We start from the raw sequence: 16820 nt of genomic DNA on the forward strand, positions 1-16820 counted from the left end.
TCGCACCTGGCCCTGTCCGTATTGCAGTGCTACGCGTGAGCGCCTATCCGAAGGCCGCGACCAGTGCAGGCACGCTGAGTACCGCCGTGTAGTACCCCATGAACTGGACGCCAATATTGAATCCGAGGAAGCGTGACAATACGCCTCCCAGCAGCCCCACGGTGAGGATCACGGCCAAGCCCAGCAACCCGCCCTCCCAGATGCCGATAACCAGTATCAGCCCGACAAAAGTGGCAATTACCGCTTCGTGGCTGATCTTCTGCGATACGAACGACGCCGCACGGTGGGCGAAATTCATTGAGAAGGGATAGGCAATCAGGATCGCAATGACCACGGCCAGCATCCCGTACCAGAAGAATTCAGTCGTACTCATCATGGTGTGCAGGTTGACGATCTCGCCGCCCGGTCCATCCACGGTAAAGCGTGGCGGGGCATTGAACAGGGGCGCGGCGGGCCCGGCCGCTACAGGGCTGAGCGGCAGACCGAACGCAATGAGTGGAATAAGTGCTTCCGCGATGTAGGTGGACTCGGTCACACCGTTGCGCGCCGTGATAACAGTGGTGAGACGATGATAGGCATGCTTGATACGCGCGCCGACGATTTCCCCCATGATGACTGTCATCGCCACGGGGCTGAAGACGAACGTGGCGCTCGAAACGCTGGCAGCCATTGCGGTCATCTGAGTCTGTTTCCGGTCGATGACTTTGAAGGGATTGGGGAAATACCCTTTCCAGCCCTTCACATCGGGCGCCAGCGAGAACACCCGCATGTCATCCCTTCGCATCCGTTCGCGTTCGCCAGGTGACAGAAGTGCGAAGAGCGACGCAATGAGCGGTCCGATGGCAATTCCCAGGAAATAGCTCACGCCCAGCTTCACACCGTACTGTGCGGTAAGCGTCTGCAGTGCAACGATCACCAGTACGAACGGGATGAGCGCCACGACCGCGGCCCACCGGCCTGCGGAGAAAAATGCGATGGCCAGTGCTGCGCAAAGGAAAATCCATGGGGCGAACTGCTTGATAACGTCGCCGAAGGGCGCAAGCAGAATCGCGAAGAGCACGGCGAGTGGCACGGCAATGAGCGCTGCGATGGCACCCCCAGATATCATTTTGCGCAACGCGATATGCGGTACACCAAGATTACGAAGGTAGTTGGCCTCTGCCATGAGGGGTGTAGCAGTGGTATCACCCGGAATCCCCAGCAGGGCCGTCGGCACCGCGTGTGTCATATGCTTCGCAACCGCACCCGCCAGAAAGAACGTGAAGACACCAGCAGGAGGTACGCCGAGCAGCACGACAAGCAGCGTGAGCGGTGCCAGCGTTGTGGTCTCGTCGCTTCCTGAGACCAACCCGATGGCTGCGAAAAGCACCGCCCCGAGAATGCCCATCCCGAGCGCGACAAGGGCCTGATCAAGCAGACTTTCCATTATGTTCGGCCTCCCGTGAGCGCAACCCTCGTACTGGGAATCTGCGCCCGAGTGCCTGCGCCTATTCGCTCATCAGGCTCCCTCGCTTCCGCTTCGACGAACGCCCCATACAAGCCGAGCTCCTTGAGTTCAGCGATGACCTCCGGTGACAGATCAGCCACCTTCCCCAATCCCCCGCGCTCCTTGCGAAGCTCCTCTATGACTTGCATGCGAGACGCCGGATCCGTCTCCCCCTGGACGACACGCCGCTTGGGCTTGAAACACAGCGCACTGATCGCTCCCCCGAGCAGGCACCCGAGGATCCCGGCCAACATGGCGTAGGCGCGGGCCATCTGCGGCGAATCGACAAGCCCGACAAGCACCCACTGTGCGATTTCGAATGCGCCTACGCTGACAACCGCACCAATGGCTATGGCGCTGGCCAAGTGACGCCCGTCGACGGTATCGCCCCACACTTCATATAAAGTGCGATCCGTCATAAGCCTGCCCTCGGATGAATGTGGCCGAGTCGTTGATGTCGCATGGAATCCTCCTGCCGCTGGCGGCTTTTGTTGTTATCGAGGCCTGCTGATAAAAAGGTATTGCGTCGCCTTGTGGTAATTAGGCGAGTGTTGCGATGTACCTGGTAACGGTGCGCGTGGCTGGAAAGTCGGGGCGCCGCCTACTCAGTGCGTTTGCCTGTATCTGCCAGCGGCATGCCCGCCCTTATGTCCAACGCGGGACAGCGATCAAACAGCGCTGTCATGCACCGCGCTTGTCACGAAGCAGCGCTTCAGCTCGATCGGTGCGAACGTCATGCGTCGAGACCATCTCGGCCACTACCCAATCGATCTCATCGCCCTGCGCACCGGCCAACAGCGCAATGTTGCGCGCGTGGAGCGCCATATGGCCGCGCTGGATACCCTCGGTCGCGAGCGCACGCAGCGCACCCAGATTCTGCGCAAGCCCGACGGCCACCGCTATCTCCGCCAGATCCTGTGCCGTTTCCACATCGAGTATGCGCAGGGACAGCTGAGCCAGCGGATGCGTCTTGGTTGCGCCACCCACCAGCCCAAGCGGCATGGGCATTTCAAGCGTTCCCACCAGGTGGCCTTCGCTGTCCTTCTCCCATGTGGTCAACGAACCATAATGTCCGTTGCGACAGGCATATGCATGAGCGCCCGCTTCCACGGCCCTCCAATCATTACCTGTCGCCACGACCAGCGGGTCGATGCCATTCATGATGCCCTTGTTATGCGTCGCTGCTCGGTAGGGGTCGATCGACGCAAAGGTATAGGCATCGATCACGCCCTCGATAACGTCCTTGCCGCTGAAGTCCTCTGTGTCGAGATGTTCGGGCGCGATACGCACCTGGGCGCGCGCCAGTCTCAGGTCCGCGAGGTTGGACAGAATACGCAAACGAACCTTGCCTCCGGTGAGACGCTCCATGAGCGGCGCGACCGCTTCGGCCATCGTGTTGACCGTGTTGGCGCCCATGGCGTCACGCACATCTACGATCAAATGGGCTACGACCATTGGGCCACGTGCAGTTTGCGGGAAAACATGGATTTCGAGGTCCCGGCACCCACCACCGAGCCTTTTCAAAAGCTGGTCCTTGGTATTAGCCAAGGCAATGATCTCTTCCCGGCCCCTCAGCAGACTCAAGCGGGCATTGTAGGGATCTGATACGCCCACGATCTGAACCTGAGCCCGCATGAGCGGCACGCTGCTCGAGGTCAGGAAACCGCCTGCTGGACGTGCCAGTTTTGCCATGAACGAGGCCGCAGCCACAACAGATGGCTCCTCTACGACCAAGGGGATAAGTTTGTCCCGACCATTGATTAGGAAGTTGGTCGCGAGCCCATACGGCAATTCGAATTTGCCGATCACGTTTTCGATCATGCCATCTGCGCGATCCAGCGGAAGCGCGCCTGCATCCCGCAGGAGCGCAACATCTTCTTCGGAAAGATCAAGCAAGGTGGCGACGTGATCCAGGCGTCCAGCGGGGTTCAGGTTGCGGAAACCAGACAGGCGTGAGTCCAGAGACATGAATGCTCCTTCGAGCCGTTTATTGTTGTTGGATATCACACCCTATCCCTACCTGTACCCCTATAAAAAGGTACAGTTTGGCCAGACAGATCCGAGCGAATAGCGCAACGCCATGGCACACGAAAAGCTTCGGGACCTGGCGCAGGGACCGACGTGGAGAAGAACCCCATGCCTCGAGAAACGCTGGCCATACGCATAGCCAACGCGGTCGCACGCCAGATCGAGCAAGGCGTTCTGACCGCCGGCGACAAGCTGCCCTCATTGCGCGAATACATGCGCCTACACGGCTACTCCAAGAACACCGTGATCAACGCCTATGAAATGCTGGCGGCAAAGGGTCTTGTAGAAGCGCGGCACGGTCAGGGCTTCTTTGTCCGGCGATCTCAGGTCTTAGTGACGGAAGACGAGGATCCACCCGCTTACAACCGCGCACTCGACACCATATGGATGATGCGACAACAGTTCGTGCGTGACCCAGGTCACTCGCATCTGGGAGAAGGATTCCCTCCCGTGGAATGGCTCATGGACATGCGCATGGACAAGTTTCATCGTCAGGTCGTGCGTGGCGGTGTATCCACACTGTTTCGCTACGGCACACGGCTCGGCAACCCTGAGCTCAGACGGCACCTGACGCAAAAGCTCGCCGATTATCAAATACCGGCTACACCGCGGCATCTGGTAACGACGCTCGGCGCCAACCACGGCATGGACCTGATTATCCGACGCTATGTACAGCCAGGCGATCACGTGCTGGTCGAAAATCCAGGCTACTACCCACTCTTCGGCAAACTGCAGCTTCAGGGCGCACACATGGTCGGGGTCCCCCGGCTGCCAGACGGCCCCGATCTCGACAGACTCGAGCAGCTACTGTACAGCACGCGGCCGCGACTCTTCTTTGTTCAGTCCATCGGCCATAACCCTACCGGCTCGGACCTTTCGCCGGCCAAGGCACACCGACTCCTACAGATTTCGAAGGCTCACGATCTTTTGCTTGTCGAAAATGACGCGATGGCCGACTTCAAGCCAAGCTCTGCCTTGAAGCTGACCGCGCTGGATCAGTTCGAGCGGACGCTTTATCTAGGCAGTTTCTCGAAGTCGATCTCTGCCGCGCTGCGCGTAGGTTTCATCGCTGGTAGCAAACAGCGAATCGACGAACTCGCTGACCTCAAGATGCTTCTGCACAACAGCAGCGCCGAATACAGCGAGCGTACCGTGGACGTCATGCTGGGCGACGGCCATTTCCTGCGTCACTTATCACGACTGCAGGAGCGGCTGCGCGATGCTACAAAACGTGGCCTGGATGTTCTCGATTCGCTTGGCGCAGATGTTTTTTGCCGGCCAGCCCAAAGCCTTTACCTCTGGGCACGCTTTCCAGGAATCGATGACGCGAATCAGCTAACCCGACATTGCCTGACCAAAGGCGTAATGCTCGCCCCTGGCGCGATCTTTGCTGTGGACCGGCACAAGCCCATACCGTGGACGCGACTGAATGTCGCCTACCTGGCGGACCCGGCATTTAGGCAAAGCATAGAGTCCATGGCGCTTGGCAGTCGGCATGACCTGGGAGACCTTTCCAACGGATGACCACTTGAACCATCGATCGACGGAAAGGCCGACGCACGCCCGACAGTCCATACACGGTGCGCCAGTGAGCGAAGGATCGCTTAATAAGGAAAATGAAAAGCCAGAAACGAAAAAAGCGGCCATAATGGCCGCTTTCTCGGTTGCTTCTGGGCGTTCAGTGGACCCTCGAAGCTCTATATGGCGCAGCGGACGGGACTCGAACCCGCGACCCCCGGCGTGACAGGCCGGTATTCTAACCGACTGAACTACCGCTGCGCATTACCACGAGATGGTGGGTGATGACGGGATCGAACCGCCGACCCTCTGCTTGTAAGGCAGATGCTCTCCCAGCTGAGCTAATCACCCTTCGCTCTCGAAGTGGTGCGCATTCTAGAGACGAGCCTTTACCTTGGCAACCCTTTTTTTGATTTTTTTTTACTGCGTTTCCAATGACTTAGCGCATACGCTGTTTTTTGCCCTACTCCAACCCACTCGAATCCTGCTGCAAGCCACGCCCCGTCTGGGTTTGGCTCGCGGCGGGCCCGTCCGCCACAAAATGCCACCGCTTGGCCTAATGGGTGCGGAGCGGAATAATGCGCGCTTTTCACCCCGGAGATTCTTCACGCCATGTGGTTCCGTAACCTCCTCGTCTACCGTCTTACCCAGAACGTCTCGCTCGACGCTGATACCGTGGAGGCTGCACTGGCTACAAAACCGGCTCGGCCTTGCGCGAGCCAGGAGCTTTCTACCTATGGCTTCGTTGCCCCATTCGGCAAAGGCCCGGATGCCCCTCTCGTCCACGCGAGCCAGGGCTTCCTGCTGATCTCCACGCGCAAGGAAGAACGCATCCTGCCTGGCAGCGTCGTCAAGGACGCCGTCAAGGAAAAGGTCGACGAGATCGAAGCCGAACAGATGCGCAAGGTCTATAAGAAGGAGCGCGATCAGATCAAGGATGAGATCGTCCAGGCCTTTCTACCGCGCGCCTTTATCCGCAAATCCGGTACCTTCGCCGCCATTGCGCCTGAGCAGGGACTGATCCTCGTCGACGCGTCCAGCCCCAAGAAGGCCGAAGACCTGCTGTCCACGCTTCGAGAAGCGCTGGGTTCGCTGCCAGTACGTCCGCTTTCAGTGAAGGTGGCACCCACCGCCACGATGACCGACTGGGTAAAAGCCCAGGAGGCCGCGACCGATTTCTACGTGCTGGACGAGTGCGAACTGCGCGATACGGACGAAGACGGCGGCGTCATTCGCTGCAAGCGCCAGGATCTGACCAGCGAGGAAATCCAGCAGCACCTGAGCGTTGGCAAGCTGGTAACCCAGCTGTCGCTGGCTTGGCAGGACAAGCTGTCATTCATTCTCGATGACAAGTTGACGATCAAGCGTTTGCGCTTCGAAGACATGCTCCAGGAGAAGGCTGAACAGGACGGTGGCGATGACGCCCTCAGCCAGCTCGATGCGAGCTTCACGCTGATGATGTTGACCTTCATCGAGTTTCTGCCGCAGTTGTTCGAAGCACTTGGTGGCGAGGAGATCCCGCAGGGGCTGTAATCTCAACCCACTCTTGATCCGGAAGGGGCGCAGCCATGCTAGGCTGGCGCCCCTTTTTGTTTCCCTACACAACAAGAGACGACTGCCATGCGTGCCCTTGCTGCCCTCGGCCGCTTCGCCGGAAATACCTTCGCCCTTTGGGTACTGCTGTTCGCTGTCTGGGCCTTTTTCTCGCCCGCCCTCTTTTTGCCCGCTGTCAGCTGGATCGTGCCGCTGCTGGGCGTCATCATGTTCGGTATGGGGCTCACGCTGAAGTCTGAAGATTTCCGCGAGGTGTTCCGCCGTCCGCTGACAGTGCTGATCGGCGTGGTGGGCCAGTTCGTGATCATGCCCGGCCTGGCTTGGCTGCTCTGCCAAATGCTCGGGCTGCCCGCTGAGATCGCGGTAGGTGTGATTCTCGTGGGCTGTTGCCCGGGCGGAACCGCATCCAATGTCATGACCTGGCTGGCACGCGGTGACCTGGCGCTTTCCGTCGCCATCACCTCGGTCACCACACTCCTTGCACCGCTCGTTACACCGACCCTGATCTATCTGCTGGCATCCGAGTGGCTGCCAGTGAAATTCGGCGCCATGTTTTTCTCGATCCTGCAGGTGGTCGTACTGCCGATCGTGCTGGGCCTCGTCGTTCAGCGCATTCTCGGCAAACGAACCCAGTACCTGGTCGATGTCCTGCCGCTGGTGTCGGTTGTAAGCATCGTCGCGATCGTCTCCGCTGTCGTGGCGGCGAGTCAGGGCAAGATTGCCGAATCGGGCCTACTGATCATGGCGGTCGTCATCCTCCATAACGGATTGGGCCTGGGCCTGGGCTATGCCCTTGGCAAACTCTTTGGGTTCCGCTCGGCACAATGCAAGACGCTTTCAATCGAAGTCGGAATGCAAAATTCGGGTTTGGGCGCTGCACTGGCGACCGCGCATTTCTCGCCGCTTGCAGCCGTGCCGAGCGCACTGTTCAGTGTCTGGCACAACATATCCGGTTCGCTGCTCGCCACAGTCTACCGGCGGTTCGGGCATGACCCGGTTGCACCGGACGAAGCCGCCCCCAAGGAAAGCCTTAATTGATCGAGGGGCGGCTAAAAGCCGCCCTTCACTCTTTGGGGTACAAGATCGGGCCGGCTTCACGCATGAAGATTTCCACCGTCTTCGGGCCGATACCTTCGAAGGCCTGGAGCCGCTTTTCGAACGCCTTCTGATCCTCGCTCTGCTCCTGTATGCCAGTCACCTTTCCGCCATAGCACTCATTAAGTGTGCTGCAGAGCTTCAGCAATCGGTCCGCCGTGGATTCGTCATAGCGAACGTAGTGCCCCTCCCCGAGCATGTTGACGATGTTCTGCCAACTGCAATTGCCCAGTTTGCGAGGTGTATCGCGGCCATGCTTGTCGACGATGACCCGGTAGGCATCGGCTGCAATGTCCTGCTGTATGCGCTTGCCAAACAGAAAGCTTGCCAGAAGCCATTTGAAAAGTGCCTGCTCGCCCGAGCTCATGTCGATCCCCAGCGACTCGGCCGTGATTTCATTGCTCATGACGCGCCCTCGTCGTTATGCCTATCCATTCGATGGACTTCGTTGCAGCAGGTTCGCCGGTAGAAGGGCCGCCTGCACTGGCCAGGCATCCGATGGAACGCCTCCCTTGCCGATAACCGAGCCGTACAGCCCGCGATACGCCGCTACAATGCGCGGCCGCTGACCACGAAGGAACCGTCATGCTTGAAGCCATCTGGATAACATTCGCGTTCGTACTGGGGCTGGGCGCGCGATCCATCGGCTTGCCGCCGCTGGTCGGTTATCTTGCCGCAGGGTTCGCGCTGGCAGCGTTCGGCACTGATCTCGGCCTCCAGCCGGGCGATAGCGTAGTGCTGGAGCACATCGCGCATCTGGGTGTGCTTCTGCTGTTGTTCACGGTGGGGCTGAAACTCAAACCCGGCAATCTCGCGCGACGTGAGGTGATTGGCGGCGGCGTGCTTCACTTCCTCATTTCCAGCCTGGTCCTGGCGCCCGCGATTGCCCTTTTCACCAGTGTGTCCTGGGCTGAAGGCCTCATGCTTTCGATCGCCCTATCGTTTTCCAGTACGGTCCTGGCGGCGAAGTCATTGGAAAATAAGCGCGAACTTCGCGCGTTCCACGGTCGCGTAGCGATCGGTGTACTGATCATTCAGGATTTGCTCGCGCTGCTGGTGATGAGCGTCATGAGCGGCAAGGTTCCGTCAGCATGGGCACTCGGCATATTTGCCCTACCCCTGCTTCGTCCACTCCTGTTCCGGTTGCTGGACGCCAGTGGGCACGAGGAACTCATGGTACTGCTCGGCCTGCTGCTGGCCCTGGTGGTGGGCGGATACGGTTTCGAGTCGGTTGGGCTGAGCTCCGAGTTGGGTGCGCTGGCTTTTGGTGCGATGCTGGCTCGTCACCCGCGCGCAGGCGAACTCTCGAATTCCCTCTGGAGCATCAAGGAAGTCTTCCTGATTGGCTTCTTCCTGCAGATCGGCATCGGCGGGCTGCCGGACGGCTATGCCGTAGCATTCGCAGTGGTCATGGCGCTGCTGCTGCCGATAAAGGCTGCGCTTTTCTTCGCGCTCTTTCTGGCATTCCGCCTGCGCGCACGCAGCGCCTTTCTGTGCAGCGTTAGCCTCGCAAACTACAGCGAGTTCGGCCTCATTGTGGCGAGTGTGGTCATGCCCGAGTGGCTGATCCCGCTCGCGATCACGGTGGCGCTGTCCTTCGTGGTTTCCGCGCCGATCAATCGCTTCTCACATGGCCTGTACGACCGATTGAGCCGCCGACTGGTCCCAATGGAGCGCGACACACCTCATCCTGACGAGCAACCCATCTCGCTCGGGGATGCACAGATTCTCGTCATGGGGATGGGGCGTACGGGTCGCGCGGCGTACGACCACTTGCTAGCCAAGGGCTTCCGAATCATCGGCATCGACTCCGACCCCGTAGCGGTCGACACCAGCGTGCAGCATCAGCGCAACGTCGTCTTCGCTGATGCGGAAGATCCGCTGTTCTGGGAAAGCCTGAAGATGCAGCACGTGCAGGCCGTTATCATGACCATGAATGTGGAGGAAGCGAAGGTAATCTCCATCCAGAAGCTTCGCGGGCGCGGCTATACGGGGCTCATCGTCTCCCACGCGCTCTACGAAGACATCGGCCAGCGAATCCAGGAAGCAGGCGCCGATCGCACGTACCTGACCATGAGCGAGGCCGGCACGGGCCTCGCAGAACATGTGGCCCGAGACCTGCAGAAGCCGGCCTGACGGCTGGGATCAGAGCGTAGCAGCAAGCCGGACGCCCTGGCCGATGGCGCGCTTGGCATCCAGCTCCGCTGCCACGTCCGCGCCACCGATCAGGTGGACGCGGTGGCCCGCAGCCTCAAGCCCGGCCTGCAGTTCACGCAGTGGTTCCTGCCCGGCGCACACGATCACGTTGTCCACTGGCAATATTTCTGGCTCGCCATCGCCGATACGGACATGAAGCCCTTCGTCGTCGACCTTCAAGTACTGGACGGCGTTGATCATCCGCACGCCCCGATGCTGCAACCCCAGCCGGTGAATCCAACCGGTTGTCTTTCCGAGGCCGTCACCCACCTTGGCCTGCTTGCGCTGAAGCAAATATACCTCGCGCTGGGCGGGCTCATGCTCAGCCGGTGCAAGGCCGCCGCGTGAGGCTAATGTGGAATCGATGCCCCATTCCCGCCAGAAGGCATCGCGATTGAGGCTTGTCGACGCATCCGGACGCGTGATGAACTCGGACACGTCGAAGCCGATACCACCGGCCCCAATGACGGCGACGCGCTGCCCTATCGGCCGGCGCTCCATGATCGCGTCGATGTAGCTGACGACGCTTGGGTGATCAATGCCTGGGATGTCAGGGACGCGAGGGACCACTCCGGTTGCCAGCACGATCTCGTCGAAACCGCCTTCTCGCAACGCGTCGACGGTCGCCACCGTGCCGAGGCGTACATCCACGCCGGTCACGTCCAGGCGTCGCTGGAAGTAGCGCAAGGTCTCGTGAAACTCTTCCTTCCCCGGAATGCGCTTGGCGTAATTGAACTGCCCGCCGATCACATTCGACGCTTCGAAGAGTGTCACGCGGTGTCCGCGCTCGGCAGCGATGGTCGCCGCAGCCAGACCGGCCGGCCCTGCGCCGACGACCGCCACCGTACGCGGGTTTAGCGCTGGACCGTAGACCAGTTCGGTCTCGTGCCCGGCACGGGGGTTGACCAGGCAGCTGCTCACCTTGCCGGCGAACGTGTGGTCCAGGCACGCCTGATTACAAGCGATGCAGGTGTTGATTTCATCCGCCCGGCCCTCCGCCGCCTTGGCCATGAAGGCCGGGTCTGCCAGGAAAGGTCGCGCCATGGACACCAAATCCGCATCACCAGACGCCAGTACCTGTTCGGCGACGTCGGGCATATTAATCCGGTTGGTGGTCACGAGCGGAATGCCAATCTCGCCACGCAAATGGGCGGTCACGGATGTAAACGCCGCGCGCGGCACCTTGGTTGCGATCGTTGGAATTCGCGCCTCGTGCCAGCCGATGCCCGTATTGATGATGCTCGCACCAGCGGATTCAATGGCCTTTGCGAGCTGCACGATCTCGCTCCAATCGCTGCCGCCATCTACCAGGTCGAGCATCGAAAGCCGGTAGATGATGATGAAATCCGTGCCGACTGCCTGCCGAATACGGCTTACGATCTCAACGGGCAACCGCATGCGATTGGCATAGTCGCCACCCCATTCATCATCTCGGTGGTTAGTGCGCGCCGCCAGGAACTGATTGATGAAGTAACCCTCGGACCCCATCACCTCGACACCGTCGTAACCCGCATCGCGGGCCAGTTCGGCGCATCGAACGAAATCAGAGATCTGCATTTCGACCTCGTCGGTCGTCAACGCCCGCGGTGTGAACGGATTAATGGGTGCCTTGATTGCACTGGGCGCCACGAGGGACGGGGTGTAGGCATAGCGGCCTGCGTGCAGGATCTGCATGCAGATGAGGCCGCCCTCCGCATGCACCGCCTCCGTGATCGTGCGGTGATGCTCGGCCTCCTCGACTGTGCTCAGCTTTGCGGCTCCCTGGAAGACCACGCCCTGATCATTCGGCGCGATACCGCCTGTCACCATCAACCCTACGCCGCCACGGGCGCGCTCGGCGAAATAGGCTGCAAGACGCTCGAAGCCCTGCGGTCGCTCTTCAAGACCGGTATGCATCGAGCCCATGATGGCCCGGTTGGGCAGCGTGACATGCCCCAGCGAGAGCGGTGCAAAGAGATGAGGGTAGGCGGTTGAGGTCATGGCTAATCCGTTTATCTCGTAATGATGCGCACGCGCATGTATAGCCTTAACGCTAGTGCGTGATCCCTGCGTGAACAATGATCGGAATGCACAGCTCGCTGATCGAACTGCACACCAAGGCTTGGCAAGCCCCTCGCTGCGCTCTACCCTCTCGCCGATGATGCGCGCAATGAAATTCGCACTCCTCGCTGTCGCGGCACTGGTCGCGCTCGTTTGCTTCCTCGACTGGTCGGAACGGCGCTCGCATGGCCACTATTTATCGGACCTGCGTACCCATGTGGAGTCGAGCGAGGCCCGGACCAGCGAGCCTAATGTCGTGCTGGTCCAGGCGCAGCTCTCGCCTGTCGATTACCAGTCACTCGACCATCTCCGGTTGAAGCTGGATGCCATACTCGACCGCGCTCAGGCGCAGAGCGTTCTGCACGCCGGCACGCTCGTGGTATTGCCAGACCACATCGGTACTTGGCTCATCGCGACAGGCGAAAAGGTCGAGTTCTATCAATCTCGCGACCGATACGAAGTCCGGGACTGGCTGCTGCTGGGCAACCCCCTGCATGCGGTGAAGGCGCTGTTGCTCAACCTGGGCGCAAATCGCCTGGATGAGGCCTTGTTGCGCATGAAAGCAGAAGACATGGCCCGGGCCTACCAGACGTTCTTTTCTGATCTGGCACGACGATACGGCGTGACCCTGGTCGCGGGCTCAATCGTGCTGCCCTCCCCTGTGTTGGAGGATGGACAGCTCCACGCTGGAAACGGCGTACTTCGCAACGTCGGGCTGGTGTTTTCCCCGGACGGCAGCATCGTCGGCCCCATGCACGATGATCCATGGCCAATCGCAACCCGGTCGGCGCCGGAGACGATCTCCCTCGCCGGGCGGCAGTACAGCATTGAACGGGACATTCAGGCGGGCCACCCTCGTATTCATGTGCGCCGACTTGATACGGGCGAGCTCAGCCAACCGGTGTTTCTACGCGGGACGCTCGACTGGCCCATCGGTGGCGTCCCGCGCCGCATAACGCTATCGGCACCGGCCGACACGTTGAACGGGCCCATAGGCAGCCACGTGATCGAGGCCTGGTCCACGCCATGAACCGCCCGCGGATTCGCCTGGGCGACCTTTCGGTGGGGTTGATCCTGAGCCTTGCGGATTGTATCCGTGCTGCGGGCCACGACTCACGAGCCTTGCTGGAGCGGTACGGTCTGGACCGCGAGCGGCTCGCGCAGCCCGAGGCAAGGTTGTCGATCGCGCGCTATATGCACCTGGGCTACACCGCCATGCAGGCGCTCGGCGATCCCGCCTTCGGCCTGGAAGCGGCCCGCTATTCACGGCTGTCCCACCTCGGGCTTGCAGGCGTCACCACACAGACAGCACCCGACATCCAGCGAGCGGTTGAAACGCTGGTGCGGTTCGAGCCGCTGTTCATGCAAAACTACCGCGGCCACTCGAGCCTGCACCCTGATGACGGGGGCGCTTGGCTGCGCTTTTATTCCATCAGCCCGTTCAATGATTACAACCGGTTCGCGGTCGATACCCAGCTAGCGGGCTGGCGACGACAATTGTCGCAGGTGATCGGCCGGCCACTGCCCGTGGAACGGGTTCAGTTCGAATTCGATGCGCCTGGCTATGCCGAACGATACGAGGATCATTTCGGCGTCAAAGTGGAATTCGGCGCGCCCCATAGTCAGATACGCCTCAGCCGAGACACCTTGCACCTTGCGGGCATCGATCATTGCCCGGGCACCTGGCACCACCTGTCCTCGCTTTGCGAAGCGGAGCTCGCACGCCGGACGCGTACACATACAGTGCGCGAACGCGTGGTGCAGTTGATCGGGCCATTGCTGCGTGGTCGGGAGCCCGAATTGGAAGAAGTGGCATCGCGCCTGCAGCTTCCACCATGGACGCTGCGCCGCAAGCTGGCTGATGAAGGCACCGGTTTTCGGGAACTGCTGGCCGATACACGCCGGGATTTGGCAATGGCGTATATTCGTGACACTCGGCTCACGTTTGGCGAGATCGCTTATCTGCTCGGCTTTTCGTCAGCGGAAGCGTTTCAGCGAGCATTCAAACGGTGGAGTCACTGTACGCCGGGCGAATACCGGCGTACCAAACCGTTGTCTTCGTCTCACAATTCCACGGCATCGTCCGGCTCTTCGTCAGCGGACCGTGGGCTCGATTCCAACCACTCCTCGACGTAGTCATCCATCACATGATTCCTCGGCTTTTGCTTTCAAGGTGAAGAGGGGACGTGACGCAACGATGACAACCCGATGAGTTGTCAATTGGGCGATGCAAGCATTTGCACAAGGGTCTCTTTGAGTGTTTCCGCCGGGACCGGCTTGTGAAGCAAGGGGATCTGACTGGACATTGCCTCCCGAAGCCGCTCCGGAGCGGTATCCCCGGTAATCAAAAGCGCGGGGATCCCATACCCAAGGTGCGCGCGAAGCCGCTCGATCACGTCCGCGCCCGTCTGTCTTTCACGCAAACGATAGTCGCAAATGATCGCGTCCGGTGGCTGTCGCTCGACGCTGGTCAGTGCCTCGTCCAGTGATTCCGCGGTATCGCAGACCATTTGCCAGCTCGACAGAATGTCCTGCATTCCTTGCCGAACGGCTTCGTCGTCGTCGACAACGATCACGCGGCGCCCCACTAATTGGTCCACAGAATATGCAGGCAATGTCACAACTGCCTCCCCGTCGGACCTCACGACCGGCAACACGATTGAGGGCACTTCGATTCTGAATACGCTACCTCGTCCCAGCCGCGAGCAGAGCGTGAGCCGATGGCCAAGCGATCGCGTGAGCCCGTCGACGATCGCAAGACCGAGGCCCAGGCCTTTGCGTCGATCCCGTTCGGGATTTCCGAGTTGGTGGAACTCCCGGAAGATTTCTCGCTGCTCGGGTTCGGCTATTCCTATCCCGGTGTCGTAGACCTCTATGGAGACCTGATCGCCCCGTCTCCGGCAACCCACCAGGACGCCTCCTCGCTCGGTATAGCGAATGGCATTCGATATGAGGTTGCGCAATATGAGCTCGAGCAGCGCCGGGTCGGAGATTACGATGGCCTGCGTGTCTCGAGAACGGTAGATCAACCCCTTCGCGTCCGCTTGAGGGGCCAGTTCGGCCTCCAGCTTGTGTAGCAGGTCCTGCAACGGCCGCGGTCGAAGCTTGGGCTGCACGACCCCGGCCTCAATCCGGGAGAAATCCAGCAGGGTGTTGAGCATGTCGGTAGAGGCGAGGCTGGCGGATTTCGCATTGGTAAGAATGCGCCGCTGAGGCTCGGTCAGCGGGCCACAGGACAAGGCCTCAATGAATAGACCCAATGCGTGGATCGGCTGTCGGAGGTCATGGCTCGCCGCCGCCAGGAAACGCGACTTGGCGAGGTTGGCGCTCTCGGCTTCTTCACGAGCGGCGCTTGCCAATGTGGTTTCGGTCTTGAGCTGGTCGATCAACTGCAGGTTCTGGAAGCGCAACCGGATCGACTCGATCACACCGCGCCCGATGAGGCTGGCTTGCCCCCACTGCCCTGCAACGTAAAGCAGGCAAGCAGCCCCCATGGCGAAATAGGCAACCCCGTCAAGACTGAAGAATCGGATACTCGCCAAAAAGAGGGCCGGAACCATCAGCGCCAGGTAGAGCACGATGATTGGCGACAGCAGGGCGACTGCGTTACTGCTGATTGCGGCAAGCAACGCCAGTACCAGCGCGGTTGCGCCTGCGGACGTATTCTCGTCTATGACAATCCAGACCAGCGAGCCCCAGATCAGTCCCTCGATCGCCTTGCCAATCAAAAGAACCCGAACGAGCCCAGGCATTTCGACGGGCCTGAAGCCCTTCCTGACGGCATGCCGACAGTAGAGCGTCAGGGCAATGCGATCGGCCAGGAATGCCACGTACCAGATGAGCAACGCCGGCCCCTCGACATCGGGGCGGTTCGAGACTTGGCCGCCCGGCCCGTAGACACTGTGGGTCGACAGGTTGAATGTGATCAAAATGATCGTGGAAAGGAAAAAACCCACCGGGATGGATTGCGCAACGCCGCCCAATACGAGTTTCAGGCGCTCCTCATAAAGACGGCGGTTTTCGTTCATCTCACCAGCCCCAGCCGACGGGCCGCAAAAGCTGCTTCGGAGCGGCTCGAAACACCCAGTGCGGCCAAGGTTGCCTGAACGTGGCCACGCACAGTGTGCTCGGATAGATTAAGCCGACGGCCAATCATCTTGTTCGACAACCCCTGGCAGAGCAGATCGAGGACTTCCGCCTGCCTGGGCGTAAGCCTTGCCCGGTCTTCACCAGAGCGGGGAACAGGAACAGGCGCGGCATCACCGTCGAGCAACGTGCGCACCTGCGCCAACATCCGCTCGGGCTTTTCCGTTTTGGAGATGAACGCGAAGGCACCCTTCTCGACCGCTTCGCTGATGATGTCGGGCAAATCGAAGGCCGACACCACGACGACTTTGGCGAGCGGCCATTTACGTCTGAGCGAGGCCATCCCTTCAAGCCCGCTGACGCCCTGAAGTTGCACATCGAGCATGATCAGGTCGGGTTCGATCTCCGAACGCTGGAGGGCCTGCTCCAGCGAGCCAGCCTCGCTGATACTGGCTTCGCCAAGCCCGGCTTCCAGGACCATGGCGATGCCCGAACGGAACAGGGCATGGTCGTCGATGAGCAGAATTGATTTCATGGTGATATCAGCGCTTCCTTGCGAGGGCGAACAATAGCGCAAGCAGTCCATATGGACTATGGAAATCAATTGCTACAGAGCCAAAAATGCCCGGCAAGGATGGTGGGACAAGGACGGCGCGGCATGGAAGCTGCCACCCCCGCCCCGAGTCGGCCAAGGATGGCCCGACCCTTTACCAGAGCCCCGCTGTTCTGCACGCCGCTTCCTGGCCCACGGGCCTGAGCGGACATATAGTCCATTTAGACTATATAGACGTGTAACCGCCCGTCGTAGCATTCGCCA

At 60.3% G+C, this 16820-nt stretch carries 13 protein-coding genes and 2 tRNA genes; 6 read left to right on the forward strand and 9 right to left on the reverse strand.

Translation table 11 applies throughout. From position 1 onward, the window contains the following. Positions 1–43: 43 nt before the first annotated feature. From ACY8D3_RS13625 to ACY8D3_RS13635, 3 genes are all read right to left on the reverse strand, one after another. A complete protein-coding gene (locus ACY8D3_RS13625) occupies positions 44–1426 on the reverse strand; it encodes a tripartite tricarboxylate transporter permease (RefSeq protein WP_462379309.1) in 1383 nt (460 codons plus the stop codon). Further along, entirely contained in the window at positions 1426–1905 is a 480-nt protein-coding gene (locus ACY8D3_RS13630) for a hypothetical protein (RefSeq protein ID WP_462379310.1), read from the reverse strand. The genes ACY8D3_RS13625 and ACY8D3_RS13630 overlap by 1 nt, the downstream gene beginning before the upstream one ends. A 262-nt stretch (positions 1906–2167) precedes the next feature. Further along, positions 2168–3454 carry a hydroxymethylglutaryl-CoA reductase, degradative gene (locus tag ACY8D3_RS13635; protein WP_462379311.1) on the reverse strand — a complete coding sequence of 429 codons (1287 nt, stop codon included), beginning with the start codon at positions 3452–3454 and terminating at the stop codon, positions 2168–2170. Between the two features lie 168 nt (positions 3455–3622). On the opposite strand from ACY8D3_RS13635, the gene ACY8D3_RS13640 reads away from it, so the two are divergent. After that, entirely contained in the window at positions 3623–5038 is a 1416-nt protein-coding gene (locus ACY8D3_RS13640; RefSeq protein ID WP_462379312.1) for an aminotransferase-like domain-containing protein, read from the forward strand. A gap of 178 nt (positions 5039–5216) precedes the next feature. Here ACY8D3_RS13640 and ACY8D3_RS13645 read toward each other — a convergent pair. Together ACY8D3_RS13645 and ACY8D3_RS13650 are read right to left on the reverse strand one after the other, a co-directional pair. Further along, positions 5217–5293, reverse strand: a tRNA-Asp gene (locus ACY8D3_RS13645). A 14-nt stretch (positions 5294–5307) separates the two neighbouring features. Further along, positions 5308–5383, reverse strand: a tRNA-Val gene (locus ACY8D3_RS13650). A 261-nt stretch (positions 5384–5644) separates the two neighbouring features. Between ACY8D3_RS13650 and rdgC the strand changes: the two genes are divergently transcribed. Then, positions 5645–6565 carry a recombination-associated protein RdgC gene (gene rdgC / locus ACY8D3_RS13655; RefSeq protein ID WP_462379313.1) on the forward strand — a complete coding sequence of 307 codons (921 nt, stop codon included), beginning with the start codon at positions 5645–5647 and terminating at the stop codon, positions 6563–6565. An 87-nt stretch (positions 6566–6652) separates the two neighbouring features. Beyond that, the gene (locus tag ACY8D3_RS13660; protein ID WP_462379314.1) at positions 6653–7624 is read left to right on the forward strand and encodes a bile acid:sodium symporter family protein; all 972 of its coding nucleotides are present in this window, start codon (positions 6653–6655) and stop codon (positions 7622–7624) included. Positions 7625–7649: 25 nt separating this feature from the next. Here ACY8D3_RS13660 and ACY8D3_RS13665 read toward each other — a convergent pair whose 3' ends face one another. Next, positions 7650–8087: a DNA methylase gene (locus tag ACY8D3_RS13665; RefSeq protein WP_462379315.1), complete on the reverse strand. Its 438-nt coding sequence runs from the start codon at positions 8085–8087 to the stop codon at positions 7650–7652. Between the two features lie 179 nt (positions 8088–8266). On the opposite strand from ACY8D3_RS13665, the gene ACY8D3_RS13670 reads away from it, so the two are divergent. Then, positions 8267–9817 carry a cation:proton antiporter domain-containing protein gene (locus ACY8D3_RS13670; RefSeq protein WP_462379316.1) on the forward strand — a complete coding sequence of 517 codons (1551 nt, stop codon included), beginning with the start codon at positions 8267–8269 and terminating at the stop codon, positions 9815–9817. A 9-nt stretch (positions 9818–9826) separates the two neighbouring features. On the opposite strand, the gene ACY8D3_RS13675 is transcribed toward ACY8D3_RS13670, so the two are convergent. Beyond that, positions 9827–11857: an NADPH-dependent 2,4-dienoyl-CoA reductase gene (locus ACY8D3_RS13675; protein WP_462379317.1), complete on the reverse strand. Its 2031-nt coding sequence runs from the start codon at positions 11855–11857 to the stop codon at positions 9827–9829. A 169-nt stretch (positions 11858–12026) separates the two neighbouring features. Between ACY8D3_RS13675 and ACY8D3_RS13680 the strand changes: the two genes are divergently transcribed. Both ACY8D3_RS13680 and ACY8D3_RS13685 read left to right on the forward strand, forming a co-directional pair. Further along, entirely contained in the window at positions 12027–12947 is a 921-nt protein-coding gene (locus ACY8D3_RS13680) for a hydrolase (RefSeq protein WP_462379318.1), read from the forward strand. Continuing rightward, positions 12944–14053, forward strand: a complete 1110-nt coding sequence (locus tag ACY8D3_RS13685) for an AraC family transcriptional regulator (protein WP_462379319.1) — start codon at positions 12944–12946, stop codon at positions 14051–14053. The genes ACY8D3_RS13680 and ACY8D3_RS13685 overlap by 4 nt, the downstream gene beginning before the upstream one ends. An 80-nt stretch (positions 14054–14133) precedes the next feature. On the opposite strand, the gene ACY8D3_RS13690 is transcribed toward ACY8D3_RS13685, so the two are convergent. Together ACY8D3_RS13690 and ACY8D3_RS13695 are read right to left on the reverse strand one after the other, a co-directional pair. Then, a complete protein-coding gene (locus tag ACY8D3_RS13690) occupies positions 14134–15945 on the reverse strand; it encodes an ATP-binding response regulator (protein WP_462379320.1) in 1812 nt (603 codons plus the stop codon). After that, on the reverse strand, positions 15942–16538 hold the full coding sequence (locus ACY8D3_RS13695) for a response regulator (RefSeq protein ID WP_462379321.1): 597 nt from the start codon (positions 16536–16538) through the stop codon (positions 15942–15944). The genes ACY8D3_RS13690 and ACY8D3_RS13695 overlap by 4 nt, the downstream gene beginning before the upstream one ends. Positions 16539–16820: the final 282 nt, after the last annotated feature.

The organism is Pseudomonas sp. Marseille-QA0892 (assembly GCF_054950135.1).

Coding starts and splice junctions, on each gene's coding strand:
- ACY8D3_RS13625 (WP_462379309.1), bottom strand. CDS start 1,426: ATGGAAAGTCTGCTTGATCAGGCCCTTGTCGCGCTCGGGATGGGCATT.
- ACY8D3_RS13630 (WP_462379310.1), bottom strand. CDS start 1,905: ATGACGGATCGCACTTTATATGAAGTGTGGGGCGATACCGTCGACGGG.
- ACY8D3_RS13635 (WP_462379311.1), bottom strand. CDS start 3,454: ATGTCTCTGGACTCACGCCTGTCTGGTTTCCGCAACCTGAACCCCGCT.
- ACY8D3_RS13640 (WP_462379312.1), top strand. CDS start 3,623: ATGCCTCGAGAAACGCTGGCCATACGCATAGCCAACGCGGTCGCACGC.
- rdgC (WP_462379313.1), top strand. CDS start 5,645: ATGTGGTTCCGTAACCTCCTCGTCTACCGTCTTACCCAGAACGTCTCG.
- ACY8D3_RS13660 (WP_462379314.1), top strand. CDS start 6,653: ATGCGTGCCCTTGCTGCCCTCGGCCGCTTCGCCGGAAATACCTTCGCC.
- ACY8D3_RS13665 (WP_462379315.1), bottom strand. CDS start 8,087: ATGAGCAATGAAATCACGGCCGAGTCGCTGGGGATCGACATGAGCTCG.
- ACY8D3_RS13670 (WP_462379316.1), top strand. CDS start 8,267: ATGCTTGAAGCCATCTGGATAACATTCGCGTTCGTACTGGGGCTGGGC.
- ACY8D3_RS13675 (WP_462379317.1), bottom strand. CDS start 11,857: ATGACCTCAACCGCCTACCCTCATCTCTTTGCACCGCTCTCGCTGGGG.
- ACY8D3_RS13680 (WP_462379318.1), top strand. CDS start 12,027: ATGAAATTCGCACTCCTCGCTGTCGCGGCACTGGTCGCGCTCGTTTGC.
- ACY8D3_RS13685 (WP_462379319.1), top strand. CDS start 12,944: ATGAACCGCCCGCGGATTCGCCTGGGCGACCTTTCGGTGGGGTTGATC.
- ACY8D3_RS13690 (WP_462379320.1), bottom strand. CDS start 15,945: ATGAACGAAAACCGCCGTCTTTATGAGGAGCGCCTGAAACTCGTATTG.
- ACY8D3_RS13695 (WP_462379321.1), bottom strand. CDS start 16,538: ATGAAATCAATTCTGCTCATCGACGACCATGCCCTGTTCCGTTCGGGC.